The following is a 15,231-nucleotide window of genomic DNA, read 5'->3' as shown; positions in this document are numbered from 1 at the left end:
TAGATGTTTCCAAAGAATTAAAACAGCGCGGCGGGGTGCACCCGGACGGGGGCGGCCCGCGATGCCTGCGGTTGCAACGGATGCATAACAAACCGACCGACCGGGAGTGGCTGGCTGCCCGGTGAGGGTAGACTCCGTTTTCCATTTTTATCAGCCTCTTCTCAGGCCGTCCCCCGTACGGTTATACACGGAGTTCCCCCACTCCAACGATTGGCCCCGGTATATTTCTCACCTCCCCCCAGGCGAGAAGTGCCGGGGCTTTTTCGTGATCTCGGCCCGGCCAGATGCCGATGGCGCGTAACGTTCGGCGCGGCACTCCGCGATGGGCCTAGCGTGGAGGAATGAGCCTTCGCACCGAACCGACGCCCACCACGAGCCCGGCACCGCGGCCCGACAAACACGACCCGGCCACGCTGGGCTTCCAGACCCAGTCGGTGCATGCCGGCAACGAGATCGACGCCGGGTCGGGCGCGCTGCGCACGCCGATCGTCATGGCCAACTCGTATGCCCTGCCGGAGGACCCGTCGACGCTGAGCTGGTCGGGCGCGACCCCCGGTCTCTACACCCGCAACACCGGCACTAACCAGCAGGGCCTGCAGCAGAAGCTCGCCGTGCTCGAAGGCGGCGAGGACGCGGTGGCGCTGGCCAGCGGGGTCGCGGCGCTGCACGCCGTGTTCTTCACCCTGCTGAAGAGCGGCGACCACGTCGTCGTCGCCAACGTGACCTATGAGGCCTCCTATCGACTGTTCACGGAGCTGTTGCCGGAGAAGTACGGGATCGAGGCCACCTTCGTCGACGCGACGGACCTGGCGGCGGTGCGCGGCGCCATCCGCTCGTCGACGCGGTTGATTCACATTGAGACGGTCGGCAACCCCACGACCGCGGTAACGGATGTCGCGGCCGTCGCGACGATCGCGCACGAGGCTGGCGCGCTGCTCTCCATAGACAACACGTTCACGCCACCACCGCTGTTTCGCCCGATCGAGCACGGAGCTGACCTGGTCGTGCACTCGCTGACCAAGTACATCAATGGGCACGGCGATGCGATGGGCGGCGCGGTGATCGGCCGGGCAGCGCTGATCCGCCGGATCAAGCTCGACGCGATGGTCGATGTCGGCGGTGTGATCAGCCCGTTCAACGCCTGGCTGATCATGCGCGGCTCGGTCACCCTGCCGCTGCGCATTCGGCAGCACTGCGAGTCGGCGCTGGCCATCGCCCGCTTTCTGGAGGCCGACCCGCGGGTGGCGTTCGTGGCCTACCCGGGTTTGGCGTCGCATCCGCAGCACGCCGTCGCGCTGCGACAGCTGTCGCACGGGTTCGGCGGGGTGCTCGCCTTCGCGGTCGCCGGCGACAAGGCCACGCAGAACCGGTTCGTCGCGAACCTGCGCGTGATCACCTCGGCCGTGTCACTCGGCCACGACGAGTCCCTCATCGTGCACGTCGACAATTCCGGGCCGCGCGTCGCGGCCTACCCGGCCGCGTTTCGCGAGTTCGGGCACCTGCGCTTCTCGGTGGGCCTCGAGGACACCGCTGATCTGGTGGCGGATCTCGTGGCGGCGCTCGATGCCACGTTCTCGGCTGCTGCCTGAGGCGTGCGAGGTGCGGCGGCTTGCTTCGGCGGTGCGATCTTAGGCGGCGAGCGCGTTCGTGACCCGCGCCCGGGCGTCGTGCTGGGCGGCGAGGCCGGCCAGGAGCAGCGCCAGCTGGTCGACCGGGGCATCGGGCGCCTCGGGGTGCCACTGCACACCGGTGATCGGCGCGATCTCGTGTTCGAGGGCTTCGATCAGGCCATCGGGAGCGTGCGCGGCAGCAACGAGGCCGGAACCGAGGCGGTCGACGATCTGGTGGTGGGCACTCTGCACCGAGATGTCGACGCGGCCGAGGCTCGCGGCGAGGGTGCTGTCATTGCTGAGCGTGACGTCGTGGGTGGAGAGGATCTGGTCGATCGGCACGCCGATGTTCTTGTGGATGCCGTCGTCGATGTGCTGCACCAGGTTGCCGCCGAGGGCGACGTTGATGATCTGCAGGCCACGGCAGATGCCGAGCAGCGGGGTGCCGAGCGCGAGGGCGCGCTGCACGAGAGCGATCTGCCCCTCGTCGGCGGCGGCGAAGTGCGCTGTCTCGCCCTCGTAGCCGGTGAAGCCGCCGTAGAAGTTGGGGGTGACGTCTTCGCCGCCGACGATGACGAGGGCGTCGGCATCCGCTGTGAGGCGAAGCAGGGCGGCGGGAGTGACGTCGGCCGCAGCGACCCGCGTGACGGTCCAGCCGGCTTTGTCGGCCTCGGTGACGACGCGGGCATTGAGCACCTGCACCTTGGCGTGATACGCGGGGCGGTCGGGACGCACGGTGGTGACCTCGACGACGGCGAGCATCCGGTTCGTGAATTCTTGGTTCATGGCGCAGCTCCCGTCGTGTCGTGTTGTCTCCATTGTGGGCGGGGCGCGCGTGGCACGCGAGCGCCCCTGTAACACGGGGCAACATCGCTCCCGGTTCGGATTTTCGACGGTTCCCAGACTCGTGTCTGCCGGTCACCCTAAACTTTGCAACAGGCACGCACGTTCCTGGCGAGACCTCGCCCAGGGTCACTCCTTTGAAAGGACCTCCGAATGACCAAGCAGTCCATCTTCGGCCGTATTGCCCAGCTCGCGAAGGCGAACATCAACTCGATCCTCGACTCGGCGGAAGACCCCGCAAAAATGCTCGACCAGATGGTGCGCGACTTCTCCAGCAGCATCTCCGACGCCGAAAGCGCCATCGCCGAGACCATTGGCAACCTGCGACTGCTCGAAGACGACCACCGCGAAGATCAGGAAGCCGCCGTGGAGTGGGGCGACAAGGCCCTCGCGGCCAGCCGCAAGGCCGACGAACTGCGCCTCGTCGGCAACGCCGCCGACGCCGACAAGTTCGACAACCTTGCCAAGGTCGCGCTCGGTCGCCAGCTCACCTCCGAGAAGGAGGCGCGGGCCGCCGAACCGCAGATCCAGTCGCAGACGGCCATCGTCAACCAGCTCAAGACCGGCCTGAACGCCATGAAAGAGAAGCTGGTGCAGCTCACCAACAAGCGCGCCGAGCTGATCGCCCGGTCGAAGACCGCCCAGGCGCAGGCTCAGGTGATGGACGCCGTCAAGAGCATCGACATGATGGACCCCACCAGCGAGGTCAACCGGTTCGAAGACAAGATCCGCCGCGAAGAAGCCCGTGTGCGCGGTGCCCAGGAGCTCGCAGCGTCGAGCCTCGATGCCCAGTTCGAAAGCCTCGACGACCTCGGCGAGCTGACCGAAGTGGATGCGCGACTAGCGGCTCTCAAGGCCGGCAACACCGCAGCCATCGAGGGCTAGTCGCTGAGTGGACAACTTTGAGTGGTTGCGAGCCCGTCACACCCACCAAAGTTGTCCACTGAGGCGTCGTTTGACGGAGGAGAAATTCGCTGCTGGCGAAGCGGATGCTTGCGGCCCCGGCGGCTGCGCCATACTGAGGTATGGCTCCCACCTTCGTTGTAGTGCCGCAGTGGCAGGGTTCGATTTCTCCGCGCGCGATGCGCCTGGTCGACGGGGCGGCGGCCATTCAGGGCGACCTGCCGTTCTCGGCCACGCGCCTGGTCGACGTGCCGGTCGAGGCCGGTGATGCGCTCGATACCGGCGTGCACCGGTTCTCCGCGATCGCGCAGGTGCGCGAGCGCCACACCAAGATTTTGAAGGACACCACCGACTGGGCTTTGTCGATCGGCGGCGACTGCGGCATCGCGCTGGCCGCGGTGGAGCACGCGGCGCGCACGCATCCGAATGATCTGGCCGTGGTCTGGTTCGACGCCCACCCCGACCTGCACACGCCGGAATCCTCGCCGTCGGGCGGGTTCTGCGGCATGGTGCTGCGCGCGATCATCGGCGAGGGGCCGACCGAACTCGACCTGCAGGCTTCGAGCACCGTGCCGCTTGAGAACGTGGTGCTGGCCGGCATTCGCGACGTCGACGACGCCGAAGACTTGCTGCTGCACGAGCGCAGCCTGGTGAGCGTGTCGTGCTCGGAGCTGGCCGACCCGGCCGCGCTCGTCGCGGCCATCGCGGCGACCGGCGCCACGCACGTCTTCGTGCACATCGACCTCGACGTACTCGACCCGTCGGCGCTCGACGGCCTGAGCGACCTGATTCCATTCGGGCTGAGCGTGGCCGATCTCGGCGGCGCGATCACCGCGCTGCGCGCCGAGTTCACCCTCGCCGGCGCGACCATCACCGGGTTCGCGCCCGCCTCGCCCGAGGCGGCGAACGACGACCTCCCGAGCATCCTGCGCATCATCGGGGCGCTCACGCGCTGAGCCCGGCTTCCCCACAAAATCAGCGGGCACCGTTGCCGCATAACTCCTGCAATTTCTGGCCGGCTGACGGCGCATCCGTGTCTTTCCGGGCAACTCCGCAGGACCCCACACAAATTGCAGGAGTTATGCCGGGGCGCAGGACCACACAGTCCGGCCAGGACCGCAGGATTTCACACCAGCCAGAATTCACACCAGCCAATGGAGGCACACATGACCGACCAGCCCCGCATTCTCACCGAACGCCGCGGCCACATTCTGCTGATCGGGCTGAACCGGCCCGAGAAACGCAACGCCGCCGATTTCGCCCTGCTGCAGCAGCTGTCACTCGCCTACGGAGAGCTGGACCGCGACTCCGAACTGCGCGTCGGACTGATCTACGCGGTCGGCGAGCACTTCACCGCCGGGCTCGACCTCGCCGATATCGGCCCGAGGCTCGGCCCGAACGGACTCGACATGGTGCCGGAGGGCGGCATCAATCCGTGGCAAGTGGATGGCATTTCGGTGAGCAAACCGGTCGTCATCGCCGTGCAGGGCACCTGTCTCACCCTCGGAATCGAGCTGATGCTCGCGAGCGACATCGTGGTCGCGGCGCAATCCACGAAGTTCGGGCAGATCGAAGTGGCCCGCGGCATCCTGCCGTTCGGCGGCGCGACCATTCGGTTTCCGCGCGCAGCCGGCTGGGGCAATGCCATGCGCTGGCTGCTCACCGGCGACCTGTTCGGCACCACCGAGGCGCACCGCATGGGACTCGTGCAGGAGATCGTGCCCGACGGTACCCAGTTCGATCGCGCCCTCGAGCTCGCCGACAAGATCGCCGCCCAGGCTCCCCTCGCCATCCAGGCCACGCTCGCCAACGCGCGGATGGCAGAGCGGGAGGGGGCGGCATCCGCTGAGGCAGCGCTGCAACCCGCCCTCGCCCGCCTGGTGCAAACCGAGGACTCCCGAATCGGCATGCAGTCCTTTCTCACCCGAACCCCCGCCATCTTCGTGGGCCGCTGACCCCTCCCTCTTGGGACGGGGCCCAGGCCCCGTCCACGGGCCCAGTTTATAAACTGGGCCCAAGGCCAGAAGGTGGGCCCGGAGCCGCCGAGGCGACCAACTCATTCGCCAGAACCTCGGGTAGGCTACTCCAAACCCGCACACCGCCACCCCCGTCAAGGAGATTCAATGTCGAGTCAGAGCTACGACGTCATCGTGATCGGCGGCGGCGCTGTCGGCGAGAACGTCGCCGATCGCACCGCACAGGGCGGCCTCACCACGGTCGTCGTCGAGAGCGACCTGGTCGGCGGCGAATGCTCCTACTGGGCCTGCATGCCGTCGAAAGTGTTGCTGCGCAGCGGGGCCGCCCTCGCGGCAGCCCGCCGGGTACCCGGCGCCGCCGAGGCCGTCACCGGTACCGTCGACGTGCGCGCCGCCCTGAAACAACGCGATTCCATTGCGAGCAATTGGAAAGACGACGGCCAGGCCAAGTGGCTCGACTCCGCCGGCATTGCCCTGGTACGCGGCCACGCCCGCCTTACCGGCATCAAAGAAGTCACTGTGACGCAAGCGGATGGCGTGGTGACCGTTCTCACCGCCACCCACGCCGTCGTCGTGAGCACCGGGTCGGCGGCGCTGCTGCCCGATATCCCCGGGCTGAAGGACATCGACCCCTGGACCAGCCGGGACGCGACGAGCGCCCAGCAGATTCCGCCCCGCCTGGCCGTTATCGGCGGCGGTGTCGTCGCCGCCGAGATGGCCGCAGCGTATGCCTCGCTCGGGTCGGCGGTGACCGTCATCGCCCGCAGCGCCCTGCTCGGCGGACAGGAACCGTTCGCCGGTGAACTCGTCACGGCAGCGCTCCAGAAGAACGGCGTCACCGTGCTCGTCGGGCCCTCCACCACCGAGGCGCACCGCGAAGGCGGCGCTGTCACGCTCACCCTCGACGACGGCAGCACGGTGACAGCCGAGAAGGTACTCGTGGCCATCGGCCGCACGCCGCGCACCCAGGACCTCGGCCTCGAGACGGTCGGCCTCAACGGCGGCGACTGGCTCGCCGTCGACGACACACTGCTCGTGCAGGGCGACTCCCCAACGCTCGCTGGCGACTGGCTCTACGCCACCGGCGATGTCAACCACCGGGCGCTCCTCACCCACCAGGGCAAGTACCAGGCCCGCGCGGCCGGCGATGCCATCGTGACCCGCGCGGCCGGCACCCCGGTCGATAACGCACCGTGGGGCGCGCACGTGGCGACGGCCGACCACGCCGCCGTTCCTCAGGTGACCTTCACCGACCCGGAGGTGGCGTCGGTGGGACTGACCGCGGCATCCGCTGTGAAGGCGGGATATCGCATCCGCATCCTGGACTACGACCTGGCCAACCTGGGTGGCTCCGCGGTGCTCGCAGTCGGCTACGTCGGCAAGGCCCGGGCCATCGTCGACCTCGACCGGGAGGTGCTGCTCGGCGTCACCTTCGTCGGGCAGGACGTCGCCGAACTGCTGCACTCGGCCACGGTCGCCATCGTTGGCGAGGTTCCGATCAACCGGCTGTGGCACGCGGTCCCGAGCTACCCCACCCTTAGCGAGGTGTGGCTGCGCCTGCTCGAGGCCTACGGTCGTCCCGGGTTCACCGAGAACGACGGGCGGAAGAATTAGGCTGAGCGGATGCGCCGCCTCCTCTTCGATTCACCGTTCAGCCGCGCCGGCTTCCTGTACGCAACCGCATTCGGGCTGGTCTGGGGCTCGATCTGGAGCACCGGGCGGGTCGAAAAACGGGCCGGACTGTTCGTGTTTCGCGGCATGCCGCCGTGGACCTTCGGACGCGGCGGCTCCTGCGTGGGCGGCTGCTACCTCACCAACCAGAACGTCACCGCGGCCGTGCTCGAGCACGAGGCCGTGCACAAACGCCAGTGGCAGCGCTTCGGCATGGTCTTTCCTCTGCTCTACGCGGTCGCCGGGCGCAATCCGCTCACGAACCGCTTCGAGATCGAGGCCGGTCTGAAAAACGGCGGCTATATCCGCTAGCGCGAGCGGATGCACGAAACCGCCCGGCCTGCGAACAGGCCGGGCGGTTGTGATCAACCGAGACGTGCTACTTCGCGGCGACGTACTCCGCGTCGACGGCAGCGGCTTCGGCGAACACGGCGAGGTTCGCGCGCAGCTTGGCGCCGAGGTCGGCGTCGACGCTGGTCCAGTACCAGATAGCGCGCTCGGTGACCTCTGGCCGGGTCACGCCGCTGATGGCACCGGTGATGGTGTCGAGGAACCGGGCCTTGGCGGCGTCGTCGTAAACCTCGCGGTACAGCGTTCCGGCCTGGCCGAAGTCGCTGTCTTCGCTGCGCAGGGTGGCGGCAGCACGCAGAAGCGTTCCGTCACCCTCCCAGGCACCCTCGCCGGCAGCAGCCGGGTCGGCGACGGGGCCGCCGAGGGAGTTGGGCGCGTAGTTCGGCTGGTCGGCTGAGTTGAAGTGGTGACGCTGCGCGCCGTCCTGCGAGTAGTTGTTCACCGGGCTCTGGGGAGCGTTGATGGGCAGCTGCGCGTAGTTGGTGCCCACGCGGTAGCGCTGAGCGTCGGGGTAGGAGAAGATGCGCGCCATGAGCATCTTGTCGGGGCTCGCCGCGATTCCGGGAACGAGGTTGGCCGGCGAGAACGCCGCCTGCTCGATCTCGGCGAAGAAGTTCGCCGGGTTGCGGTTGAGGGTGTGGGTGCCCACCGGGATCAGCGGGAAGTCGGCGTGCGGCCAGACCTTGGTCACGTCGAACGGGTTGAACCGGTAGGTGTTGCCCTGTTCGTACGGCATGACCTGCACGGAGACGTTCCAGGACGGGAAGTTGCCGGCGGCGATGGCGTCGGAGAGGTCGCGACGGTAGTAGTCAGCATCCGCTCCGGCGATGAGCTCAGCCTCAGAGCCTTCCATCTCCACGTTGCCCTGGTTGGATTCGAAGTGGTACTTCACCCAGAAGCGCTCACCGGCCGCGTTGATCCACTGGTAGGTGTGCGAACCGAAGCCGGGCATCTCACGCCAGGAGCGCGGCAAGCCGCGGTCGCCCATGAGGTAGGTGACCTGGTGTGCCGACTCCGGGGAGAGGGTCCAGAAGTCCCACTGCATGGTCGCGTCGCGGAGGCCCGTGCCCGGCAGACGCTTCTGCGAGTGGATGAAGTCGGGAAACTTGATGCCGTCGCGGATGAAGAACACCGGGGTGTTGTTTCCGACGATGTCGTAATTGCCCTCGCTCGTGTAGAACTTCACCGAAAAACCGCGAACATCGCGCCAGGTGTCTGGACTGCCCTGTTCGCCAGCGACGCTGGAGAAGCGCTGCAGGGTGGGGGTGACGGTGCCGGGCTGGAACACGGCCGCGCGGGTGTACTTCGAGACGTCGCCGGTGACGACGAACTCGCCGTGCGCTCCGCCGCCCTTGGCGTGCACGATGCGCTCCGGAATGCGCTCGCGGTTGAACTGGGCGAGCTTCTCGACCAGGTAACGGTCGTGCAGGGCGGTAACGCCGTCGGCGCCGACGGTGAGGGAGTGCGCGTCGCTGGCGACGGGCGTTCCCGTCTGGTCTGTTGTGGGCTTGATAGTCATGGTGCTCCTTGATTGTGAACAGCAACGCGAGGTTGTCGGGGGAAGTTTAGGGGGCGAAAGTGTCGGCCTGGCACTGTGCGCAGAGGCCCCAGTAGATGACCTCGGCGGCGCGCACGTCGAAACCGAGCGCATCCGCTGGAGTAAGGCACGGGGAGTGGCCGACGGCGCAGTCCACGTCGTGCACCACGCTGCAGCGGGTGCAGACGATGTGGTGGTGGTTGTCGCCCACTCGGCGTTCGAACAGCGCGGGCGAACCGGCCGGTTCGATCTTGCGCACCAGCCCGGCGGCGGTGAACGAGGCGAGCACCCCGTAGACCGCCTGCAACGACGTGCCCGGCAGGTCGGAATGTACCGCGCCGAAGAGGGCGTCGGCGTTGGAGTGCGGCTTGTCGGTAAGGGCGCGCAGCACCGCCAGCCGCGGCGCGGTCACCTTGAGACCGGCAGAACGGATGCTGTCGGCCAGCGCGGCGGCGTCGGCTGCGGCCAGGCGAAGCCCCGCATCGTCGTGGCTGGCATCGGTCAAAGGCATGCTTCAACTCTAGCAGTTGTTTTGATTGATTCAAAACAATTTTGGAGCCTCGTTTACCTAGCTAGGATAGCGATTATCGAGGTTCTGGGAGGAACTGTGCTCGCCATCTCACGCTTCATCACCGGCAAACGCACCGCCTGGGCGGTTCTACTCGGTACCATCATTGCCGTCGGACTGTTGTTCGCCCTGCTACCGGCTAATGAATCCGCAGATTTTCCGGCCGCCGGGTTGCCGGAAAGCAGCCAGGCCGCACAGGTCACCAAGCTCCTCGCCGAGTTTCCCTCGGCCGATCAGACCGCGGCGATCGTGGTCTGGAGCCGCGACGGTGCCGCACTAACGCCGGCCGACAAGACCGCGATCACCGCCGCCGCCGAGGAGCTCGGTGCCGCGTCGATCGCCCCCCGGGCAGCGACTCCCCAGTTCAGCGAGGACGGCCAGGCCGCCCTGAGCGTGATACCACTTCAGGCCGCGACGGCAACGGCCGATATCGAGAAGACGGCCACCGACATCCGTTCTACGGCGTCGGCCGGAATGCCCAGCGGTCTGAACGCCTATGTCACCGGGCCGGTCGGTTTTCAGGCGGACATCACCAATGCCTTCGCCGGAGCTGATTTTCGCCTGCTGCTGGTGACCGTGATCGTCGTGGCTGTGCTCTTGATCGTGACGTACCGCAGCCCGGTGCTCTGGATCGTGCCGCTCGTCGTGGTCGGCCTGGCCGACGGCCTGGCCGGCAAGGTGGCCGGGGCGCTGGCCGAGCCGCTCGGTTTCGCCCTCGACGCGTCGATCTCGGGCATCCTGTCGGTGCTGGTCTTCGGCGCGGGCACCAACTACGCCCTGTTGCTCGTGGCCCGCTACCGCGAGGAATTGCTGCACACCGAGAACCGCAACCAGGCGATGCGCACCGCCGTGACGAGCGCCGGCCCGGCGATCGCGGCGAGCGGCGGAACGGTCGCGCTGAGCCTGGCCACCCTGGTGTTCGCCGAACTGGCTGGTAACCGGGCGCTCGGCATCGCCTGCGCCATCGGCGTGATCATCGCCATCCTGTTCGCCCTGCTCGTGCTGCCGGCCGCCCTCGTGGTGTGCGGGCGCGGGCTGTTCTGGCCGTTCATTCCGCGGGTGCAGGCAGGGGCCGCCGCCTTGCGCACCGGCTTCTGGACCAGGCTCGGCCGAGGCGTGTCGAAGCATCCGGTGATCATCACGGTCGTGTCCGTGCTCGCGATCGGGTCGCTCGCGTTCGGGCTGAACGGCGCCGCCGTCGGGCTGAGCCAGGCCGATCAGTTACTCGGCAACCCGGAGTCGGTCGTTGCACAGGACATCGTGGATGCGTCTTTTTCGGCTGGGCTGACCAGCCAGACCGTTGTGCTGGCGCCGGATGCGGCATCCGCCGACGCCGTAGCGGTCGCCCTGAAATCCCCCGGCGTCTCCTCGGCCGTGGCTGGCGAGAACGCCGGCGGCCTCACCCGCATCGATGTCACGCTTGACAGCGAGCCGGGCAGCGACCAAACCTTCACGGCCATCGCCGCGCTGCGCACCGAGTTAGCGGATGCCCCGGCCGCGGTGTCGCAATCGCTGGTCGGTGGCAGCGATGCCACGGCCCTCGACACGAAAACCACGGCCGAACGCGACCAGGACCTGATTCTGCCGCTGATCCTCGGCATCGTCTTTCTGATTCTGGCGCTGCTGCTGCGCTCGCTCGTGGCGCCGGTGCTGCTCATCGTGACCGTGCTCGGCACCTTCTTCGCCAGCCTCGGCGCCTCGAACCTGATTTTTCAGAACCTGCTCGGCTTCAAGGCCTTCGACACCAACGTCGTACTGTTCGCGTTCCTGTTCTTGGTGGCACTCGGTGTGGACTACAACATCTTTCTGACCACCAGGGCCCGCGAAGAGGCCAAACGCTACGGCACGCGCGAGGGCATGGTGCGGGCGCTCTCGTCGACCGGCGCGGTGATCACGAGCGCCGGAATTCTGATCGCGGCGGTGTTCGCCGTGCTCGGGGTGCTTCCCGTGGTGGCCCTCACCCAGATCGGTGTGATCGTCTGCATCGGGGTGCTGCTGGACACCCTCGTCGTGCGCACCGTGCTCGTGCCGGCGCTGGTGTTTCTGGTCGATGACCGGTTCTGGTGGCCGTCGCGGCCGGTGTCCACCCGGCAGTAGCCCCGGCTGCCAGGGTTACGCCGGCTCGGGCGGCACCCGATCCTGCCAGCGGATGCGCCGCTCCAGCTGCGCGCCGAGCGCGAGCAGCGTGGCCTCGCCGCCCGGCCTGCCGATGAGCTGCACGCCCATCGGCAGGCCGTCGTCGGTCTGGTGCACCGGCAACACGATGGCCGGCAACCCGCTCACGTTGATCATCGAGGTAAACGGCGTGTACTGCACCTGCTGGGCGAAGTTGGCCTCGGCGTCGTCGGCGTCGTACCAGCCGACCGGTCGCGGCGTCAGGGCCATGGCCGGGGTCAGCACGGCATCGAATTTGGACAACTGGTGAATGAACGACCGCTCAAACGCGGTCAGTGCGGCGAGCGCCTCGGCCAGGTCGCGGGCACCGAGCGCGCGGCCGCGGGCCAGCAGCCACTGGGTCAGCGGTTCGAGCAGGGCGATCTCGGCCTCGGTTTCAGCCGGGATACCGGCAGCTCCGGCCTGCCAGATGGTGCGGAACGCCGGCACGTAGCTGGCGTCGGGCTTCAAAGCGGTCTCTTCGAGCCCGTGGTGCAGGGCGGCGAACCCTGCGACGGCCAGGTCGAGGGCGGCTTGCGCTTCGGGGGCGATCGCTATGGAGTAGTCGTTATCCCAGGCCGAGGTGGTCATGACGCCGAGCTGAAACCGGCCTTCGCCGCGCACCGCCGCCGCGAGCAGCGGCGTTTCATCGCCGGGGGCGCGCAGGGCGTAGTGGTGGTCGGGGTGACCGTCTCGGGGAGCGATCATGGCGTCGAGCAGCAGCGCGGCATCCGCTACGGTGCGGGCGAGCGGGCCGCCGACCGGGAGGCCGCCGAGCTTGTCGATGCCGGAGGCGGCGGGCACGCGCCCGCGGCTCGGCTTGAGCCCGACCAGTCCGCAGGCGGCAGCGGGAATGCGAATGGACCCGCCGCCGTCGGAGCCGGGCGCGAACGGCAGCAGCCGGGCGGCGACCGCGACGGCGGCGCCGCCGCTGGATCCGCCGGCACCGAGCGCGAGGTTCCACGGGGTGCGCGCGGGCGGCGCTGCGAGGCTTTCAGTGTAGGAGGCCAGGCCGAATTCGGGGGTGTTGGTCTTGCCGAGGCTGACCCCGCCGGCGTCGTCGAGCGCCTGAACGAGGTCGTCGGACTGGTCGGGCACGTAGCCATCGAACAGGCGCGACCCGAACCCGGCGTGTACCCCGGCGCGCAGGTGCAGGTCTTTATCGGCGAATGGGAGACCCCAGAGCGGGGCGGTGCGGGGCATCCGTTCTTCGACGAACCGGGCCCTGGCACGAGCGGCATCCGCGGTGACGGTGACGAAAGCGCCGAGCGCCGGGTTGAATTTCTCGATGCGCCCGAGGTAATGCTCGGTGAGTTCGCTCGGGCTGATTTCGCGGCTCTGCAGGGCCTGCCATTGTTCCAGGGCGGTCAATTCGTGTGGATCAGCCATGTGGCGAGCTTAGTTCGACCGGGGCGGGCGGGCAGCCAACACTGGTTATGCACGCGCAGGAAGGCTAGCCTCAAGCCATGGCCAGCGCTTTGTACAACCCCATCGGTACCACCGCGCTTATCACGGGAGCGTCGAGCGGACTCGGAGTCGGATACGCCCACAAACTCGCCGAGCGCGGCGCGGATCTCGTTCTCGTCGCCCGCCGTCAGGCCCGCCTCGAAGCCCTCGCGGTCGACCTGGCCGAGAAATACGGCACGGTCTCCACCGTGATTCCGCTCGATCTCACCGAAGCGGATGCCGTCACCGAGCTGGTGCGCGACCTGCGCGAGCGTTCGATCACCATTGGCACGCTCGTGAACAATGCGGGCTTCGCGACCTTCGGCACCGTGCTCGACTCCGACGAGAAGCGGGAACGTGAGCAGGTGGCCCTCAACGTGCACGCCCTGACCGCGCTGACCCACGCTTTTCTGCCCGACCTGGTCGAGACGGCCTCGCTGAATCCGCACACCGCGGCGCTGGTGAATCTGGCCAGCACGGCGGCGTTCCAGCCGGTGCCGCGCATGGCGGTCTACGGAGCGACCAAGGCGTATGTGCTCAGTTACACCGAGGCGGTCAGCTACGAGACCAGGGCCAGCGGCCTCAAGGTGACCGCGATCTGCCCCGGCCCGGCCGACACCGAGTTCTTCGAGGTCGCCCAGACCAGCGGCGGCAAGAAGGGGACGCCGCTCACCGTAGAGGAAGTCATGCGCGCCTCTTTCTCTGCGCTCGACCGCTCCGTGACGCCATCCGTTGTGCTGGTCGGAACGCGCAACGCCGTGCTCGCGCGGGTCGCGAGCATCTACCCCCGCCGCGCGGTGCTCAACGCGGTGGGCCGCCTAAACACCCCCCGCCTCTGACAGGTCGCGAGAGAGGGGCTACTTCAGGCTCTTCTGCAGCAGAATCGTGCCGAGCCAGCGCTCGAACTTGAAACCGACCTTGCCCATGCGGCCGATCTCCTCGAAGCCGAAGTCGCGGTGCAGCTTGATCGAGGCATCCGCTCCCTGGTCGGCGATGACGGCGATGATCTCTTTCAGGCCGGCCGCCTTGGAGCGTTTGATCAGCTCGCCGAGCAGCTCGCGCCCGAGACCCTTGCCCGTCGATGCGGCGCCGAGGTAGATCGAGTTCTCCACCGTGAAGCGGTAGGCCTTCTTCTGCTTCCACGGGCTGACCAGGGCATACCCGAGAATCTGGCCGGCCGGCGAGACCGCGACGATGAACGGCATGCCCTGCTTGTTCAGGTAGTAGAACTTGTCGCGCCACTCGGTGAGCGTCATCGCATCCTCGTCGAAGGTGACGGTGCTGTTGGCCACGTAGTAGTTGTAGATCTCGCGAATGTGCGGCAGATCGGTCGCCCGCACCTCGCGCATCTCGTATTCGAACGGTGCCTCGGCGGCAACTTCCGGCCGCAGGTGGCGGGGCAGCCGACGACGAGGCTCGTATTCTTCCTCAAGCACCGGGCACTCCCCTTTCTGGTTGGTTCCAGATTACCGGAAGCTCCCAGGCAACCGGAGCCGCCCCCTGCTCGGTGAGCAACCGGTTGGCCGCGCTGAACGGGCGCGAGCCGAAGAATCCTCGCCGGGCTGACAGCGGGCTCGGGTGCGCCGATTCGAGCACGGGTGTGTCGCCGAGCAGGGACGTGAGCGCTGCGGCATCCTTGCCCCACAAAATCGCCACGAGCGGATGCCGCCGCCCCACCAGGGCGCGAATGGCCTGGTCGGTCACGGTTTCCCAGCCGTGCCGCCGATGCGAACCGGCAGCGCCGGCCCGCACGCTGAGCACTCGGTTGAGCAGCAGCACGCCCTGGTTCGACCAGGCGGAGAGGTCGCCGTGCTCGGGGCGCGGCAGGCCCAGGTCGGTGCCGAGTTCGGTGTAGACGTTGCCGAGGCTGCGCGGAACGGGCCGCACGTCGGCATTGACGGCGAAGGCCAGACCGGTTGGATGCCCCGGAGTGGGGTACGGATCCTGCCCGACGATGAGCACCCGCACGGCGTCGAACGGCTGCCGGAACGCACGCAGCAGGTTCTCCGGCGCTGGTAACACCTCGTGGCCGGCGGCCCGTTCGCTCGTCAAAAACTCGGAAACCCGAGCCAGGTCATCGGCCACGGGCGCGAGTGCTCGCGCCCACCCCGGGTCGATCTCACCGCTGGCCGCAAGGGCGTCGAGGTTCACGAGCGCACTCCGCAGCGGCGC

Annotated in this window: 14 protein-coding genes; 8 read left to right on the top strand and 6 right to left on the bottom strand. The window is 67.9% G+C overall.

Going from position 1 to position 15,231, the window contains the following annotated elements; genetic code table 11:
• Positions 1-341 precede the first annotated feature (341 nt).
• Positions 342-1,589 (top strand): PLP-dependent aspartate aminotransferase family protein, encoded by a 1,248-nt coding sequence (locus tag E3T35_RS16910; RefSeq protein ID WP_134380199.1) that lies wholly within the window; start codon positions 342-344, stop codon positions 1,587-1,589.
• 39 nt (positions 1,590-1,628) lie between these two features.
• On the opposite strand, the gene E3T35_RS16905 is transcribed toward E3T35_RS16910, so the two are convergent.
• On the bottom strand, positions 1,629-2,396 hold the full coding sequence (locus E3T35_RS16905; RefSeq protein ID WP_134380197.1) for a gamma-glutamyl-gamma-aminobutyrate hydrolase family protein: 768 nt from the start codon (positions 2,394-2,396) through the stop codon (positions 1,629-1,631).
• Between the two features lie 210 nt (positions 2,397-2,606).
• Here E3T35_RS16905 and E3T35_RS16900 point away from each other — a divergent pair, with 210 nt between their 5' ends.
• The 5 genes from E3T35_RS16900 to E3T35_RS16880 all read left to right on the top strand — a co-directional run bounded on the left by E3T35_RS16900 (position 2,607) and on the right by E3T35_RS16880 (position 7,315).
• Complete coding sequence (locus tag E3T35_RS16900; RefSeq protein WP_134346407.1) at positions 2,607-3,338, top strand: PspA/IM30 family protein; 732 nt, start codon at positions 2,607-2,609, stop codon at positions 3,336-3,338.
• A gap of 140 nt (positions 3,339-3,478) precedes the next feature.
• A complete protein-coding gene (locus E3T35_RS16895) occupies positions 3,479-4,312 on the top strand; it encodes an arginase family protein (RefSeq protein WP_134380195.1) in 834 nt (277 codons plus the stop codon).
• A gap of 210 nt (positions 4,313-4,522) precedes the next feature.
• Positions 4,523-5,311 (top strand): crotonase/enoyl-CoA hydratase family protein, encoded by a 789-nt coding sequence (locus tag E3T35_RS16890; protein WP_134380193.1) that lies wholly within the window; start codon positions 4,523-4,525, stop codon positions 5,309-5,311.
• A 168-nt stretch (positions 5,312-5,479) separates the two neighbouring features.
• Positions 5,480-6,946: an NAD(P)/FAD-dependent oxidoreductase gene (locus E3T35_RS16885; protein ID WP_134380191.1), complete on the top strand. Its 1,467-nt coding sequence runs from the start codon at positions 5,480-5,482 to the stop codon at positions 6,944-6,946.
• A gap of 9 nt (positions 6,947-6,955) precedes the next feature.
• Complete coding sequence (locus E3T35_RS16880; protein WP_092340589.1) at positions 6,956-7,315, top strand: Fe-S oxidoreductase; 360 nt, start codon at positions 6,956-6,958, stop codon at positions 7,313-7,315.
• A 67-nt stretch (positions 7,316-7,382) separates the two neighbouring features.
• Here E3T35_RS16880 and E3T35_RS16875 read toward each other — a convergent pair whose 3' ends face one another.
• Together E3T35_RS16875 and E3T35_RS16870 are read right to left on the bottom strand one after the other, a co-directional pair.
• A complete protein-coding gene (locus E3T35_RS16875) occupies positions 7,383-8,873 on the bottom strand; it encodes a catalase (protein ID WP_134346411.1) in 1,491 nt (496 codons plus the stop codon).
• 46 nt (positions 8,874-8,919) lie between these two features.
• Entirely contained in the window at positions 8,920-9,402 is a 483-nt protein-coding gene (locus E3T35_RS16870) for a Fur family transcriptional regulator (protein ID WP_134380189.1), read from the bottom strand.
• A 96-nt stretch (positions 9,403-9,498) separates the two neighbouring features.
• Between E3T35_RS16870 and E3T35_RS16865 the strand changes: the two genes are divergently transcribed.
• On the top strand, positions 9,499-11,556 hold the full coding sequence (locus E3T35_RS16865; protein WP_134380187.1) for an MMPL family transporter: 2,058 nt from the start codon (positions 9,499-9,501) through the stop codon (positions 11,554-11,556).
• A gap of 15 nt (positions 11,557-11,571) precedes the next feature.
• Here E3T35_RS16865 and E3T35_RS16860 read toward each other — a convergent pair whose 3' ends face one another.
• Complete coding sequence (locus E3T35_RS16860; RefSeq protein WP_134380185.1) at positions 11,572-13,002, bottom strand: amidase; 1,431 nt, start codon at positions 13,000-13,002, stop codon at positions 11,572-11,574.
• A gap of 77 nt (positions 13,003-13,079) precedes the next feature.
• Between E3T35_RS16860 and E3T35_RS16855 the strand changes: the two genes are divergently transcribed.
• The gene (locus E3T35_RS16855) at positions 13,080-13,898 is read left to right on the top strand and encodes an SDR family oxidoreductase (RefSeq protein WP_092340584.1); all 819 of its coding nucleotides are present in this window, start codon (positions 13,080-13,082) and stop codon (positions 13,896-13,898) included.
• A gap of 18 nt (positions 13,899-13,916) precedes the next feature.
• Here the strand turns inward: E3T35_RS16855 and E3T35_RS16850 are convergent, their stop codons facing one another.
• Both E3T35_RS16850 and E3T35_RS16845 read right to left on the bottom strand, forming a co-directional pair.
• Positions 13,917-14,495, bottom strand: a complete 579-nt coding sequence (locus E3T35_RS16850; protein WP_174776429.1) for a GNAT family N-acetyltransferase — start codon at positions 14,493-14,495, stop codon at positions 13,917-13,919.
• Complete coding sequence (locus E3T35_RS16845) at positions 14,488-15,210, bottom strand: uracil-DNA glycosylase (protein ID WP_134346261.1); 723 nt, start codon at positions 15,208-15,210, stop codon at positions 14,488-14,490. The genes E3T35_RS16850 and E3T35_RS16845 overlap by 8 nt, the downstream gene beginning before the upstream one ends.
• Positions 15,211-15,231: the final 21 nt, after the last annotated feature.

The organism is Cryobacterium sp. TMT1-2-2 (genome assembly GCF_004403505.1).
In the GTDB taxonomy this organism is placed as follows: Bacteria; Actinomycetota; Actinomycetes; order Actinomycetales; family Microbacteriaceae; genus Cryobacterium; species Cryobacterium flavum.
Note: the sequence above shows the minus strand (reverse complement) of the source record. Positions and strands in the feature narration are given on the sequence as shown.

Coding starts and splice junctions, on each gene's coding strand:
- E3T35_RS16910 (WP_134380199.1), top strand. CDS start 342: ATGAGCCTTCGCACCGAACCGACGCCCACCACGAGCCCGGCACCGCGG.
- E3T35_RS16905 (WP_134380197.1), bottom strand. CDS start 2,396: ATGAACCAAGAATTCACGAACCGGATGCTCGCCGTCGTCGAGGTCACC.
- E3T35_RS16900 (WP_134346407.1), top strand. CDS start 2,607: ATGACCAAGCAGTCCATCTTCGGCCGTATTGCCCAGCTCGCGAAGGCG.
- E3T35_RS16895 (WP_134380195.1), top strand. CDS start 3,479: ATGGCTCCCACCTTCGTTGTAGTGCCGCAGTGGCAGGGTTCGATTTCT.
- E3T35_RS16890 (WP_134380193.1), top strand. CDS start 4,523: ATGACCGACCAGCCCCGCATTCTCACCGAACGCCGCGGCCACATTCTG.
- E3T35_RS16885 (WP_134380191.1), top strand. CDS start 5,480: ATGTCGAGTCAGAGCTACGACGTCATCGTGATCGGCGGCGGCGCTGTC.
- E3T35_RS16880 (WP_092340589.1), top strand. CDS start 6,956: ATGCGCCGCCTCCTCTTCGATTCACCGTTCAGCCGCGCCGGCTTCCTG.
- E3T35_RS16875 (WP_134346411.1), bottom strand. CDS start 8,873: ATGACTATCAAGCCCACAACAGACCAGACGGGAACGCCCGTCGCCAGC.
- E3T35_RS16870 (WP_134380189.1), bottom strand. CDS start 9,402: ATGCCTTTGACCGATGCCAGCCACGACGATGCGGGGCTTCGCCTGGCC.
- E3T35_RS16860 (WP_134380185.1), bottom strand. CDS start 13,002: ATGGCTGATCCACACGAATTGACCGCCCTGGAACAATGGCAGGCCCTG.
- E3T35_RS16855 (WP_092340584.1), top strand. CDS start 13,080: ATGGCCAGCGCTTTGTACAACCCCATCGGTACCACCGCGCTTATCACG.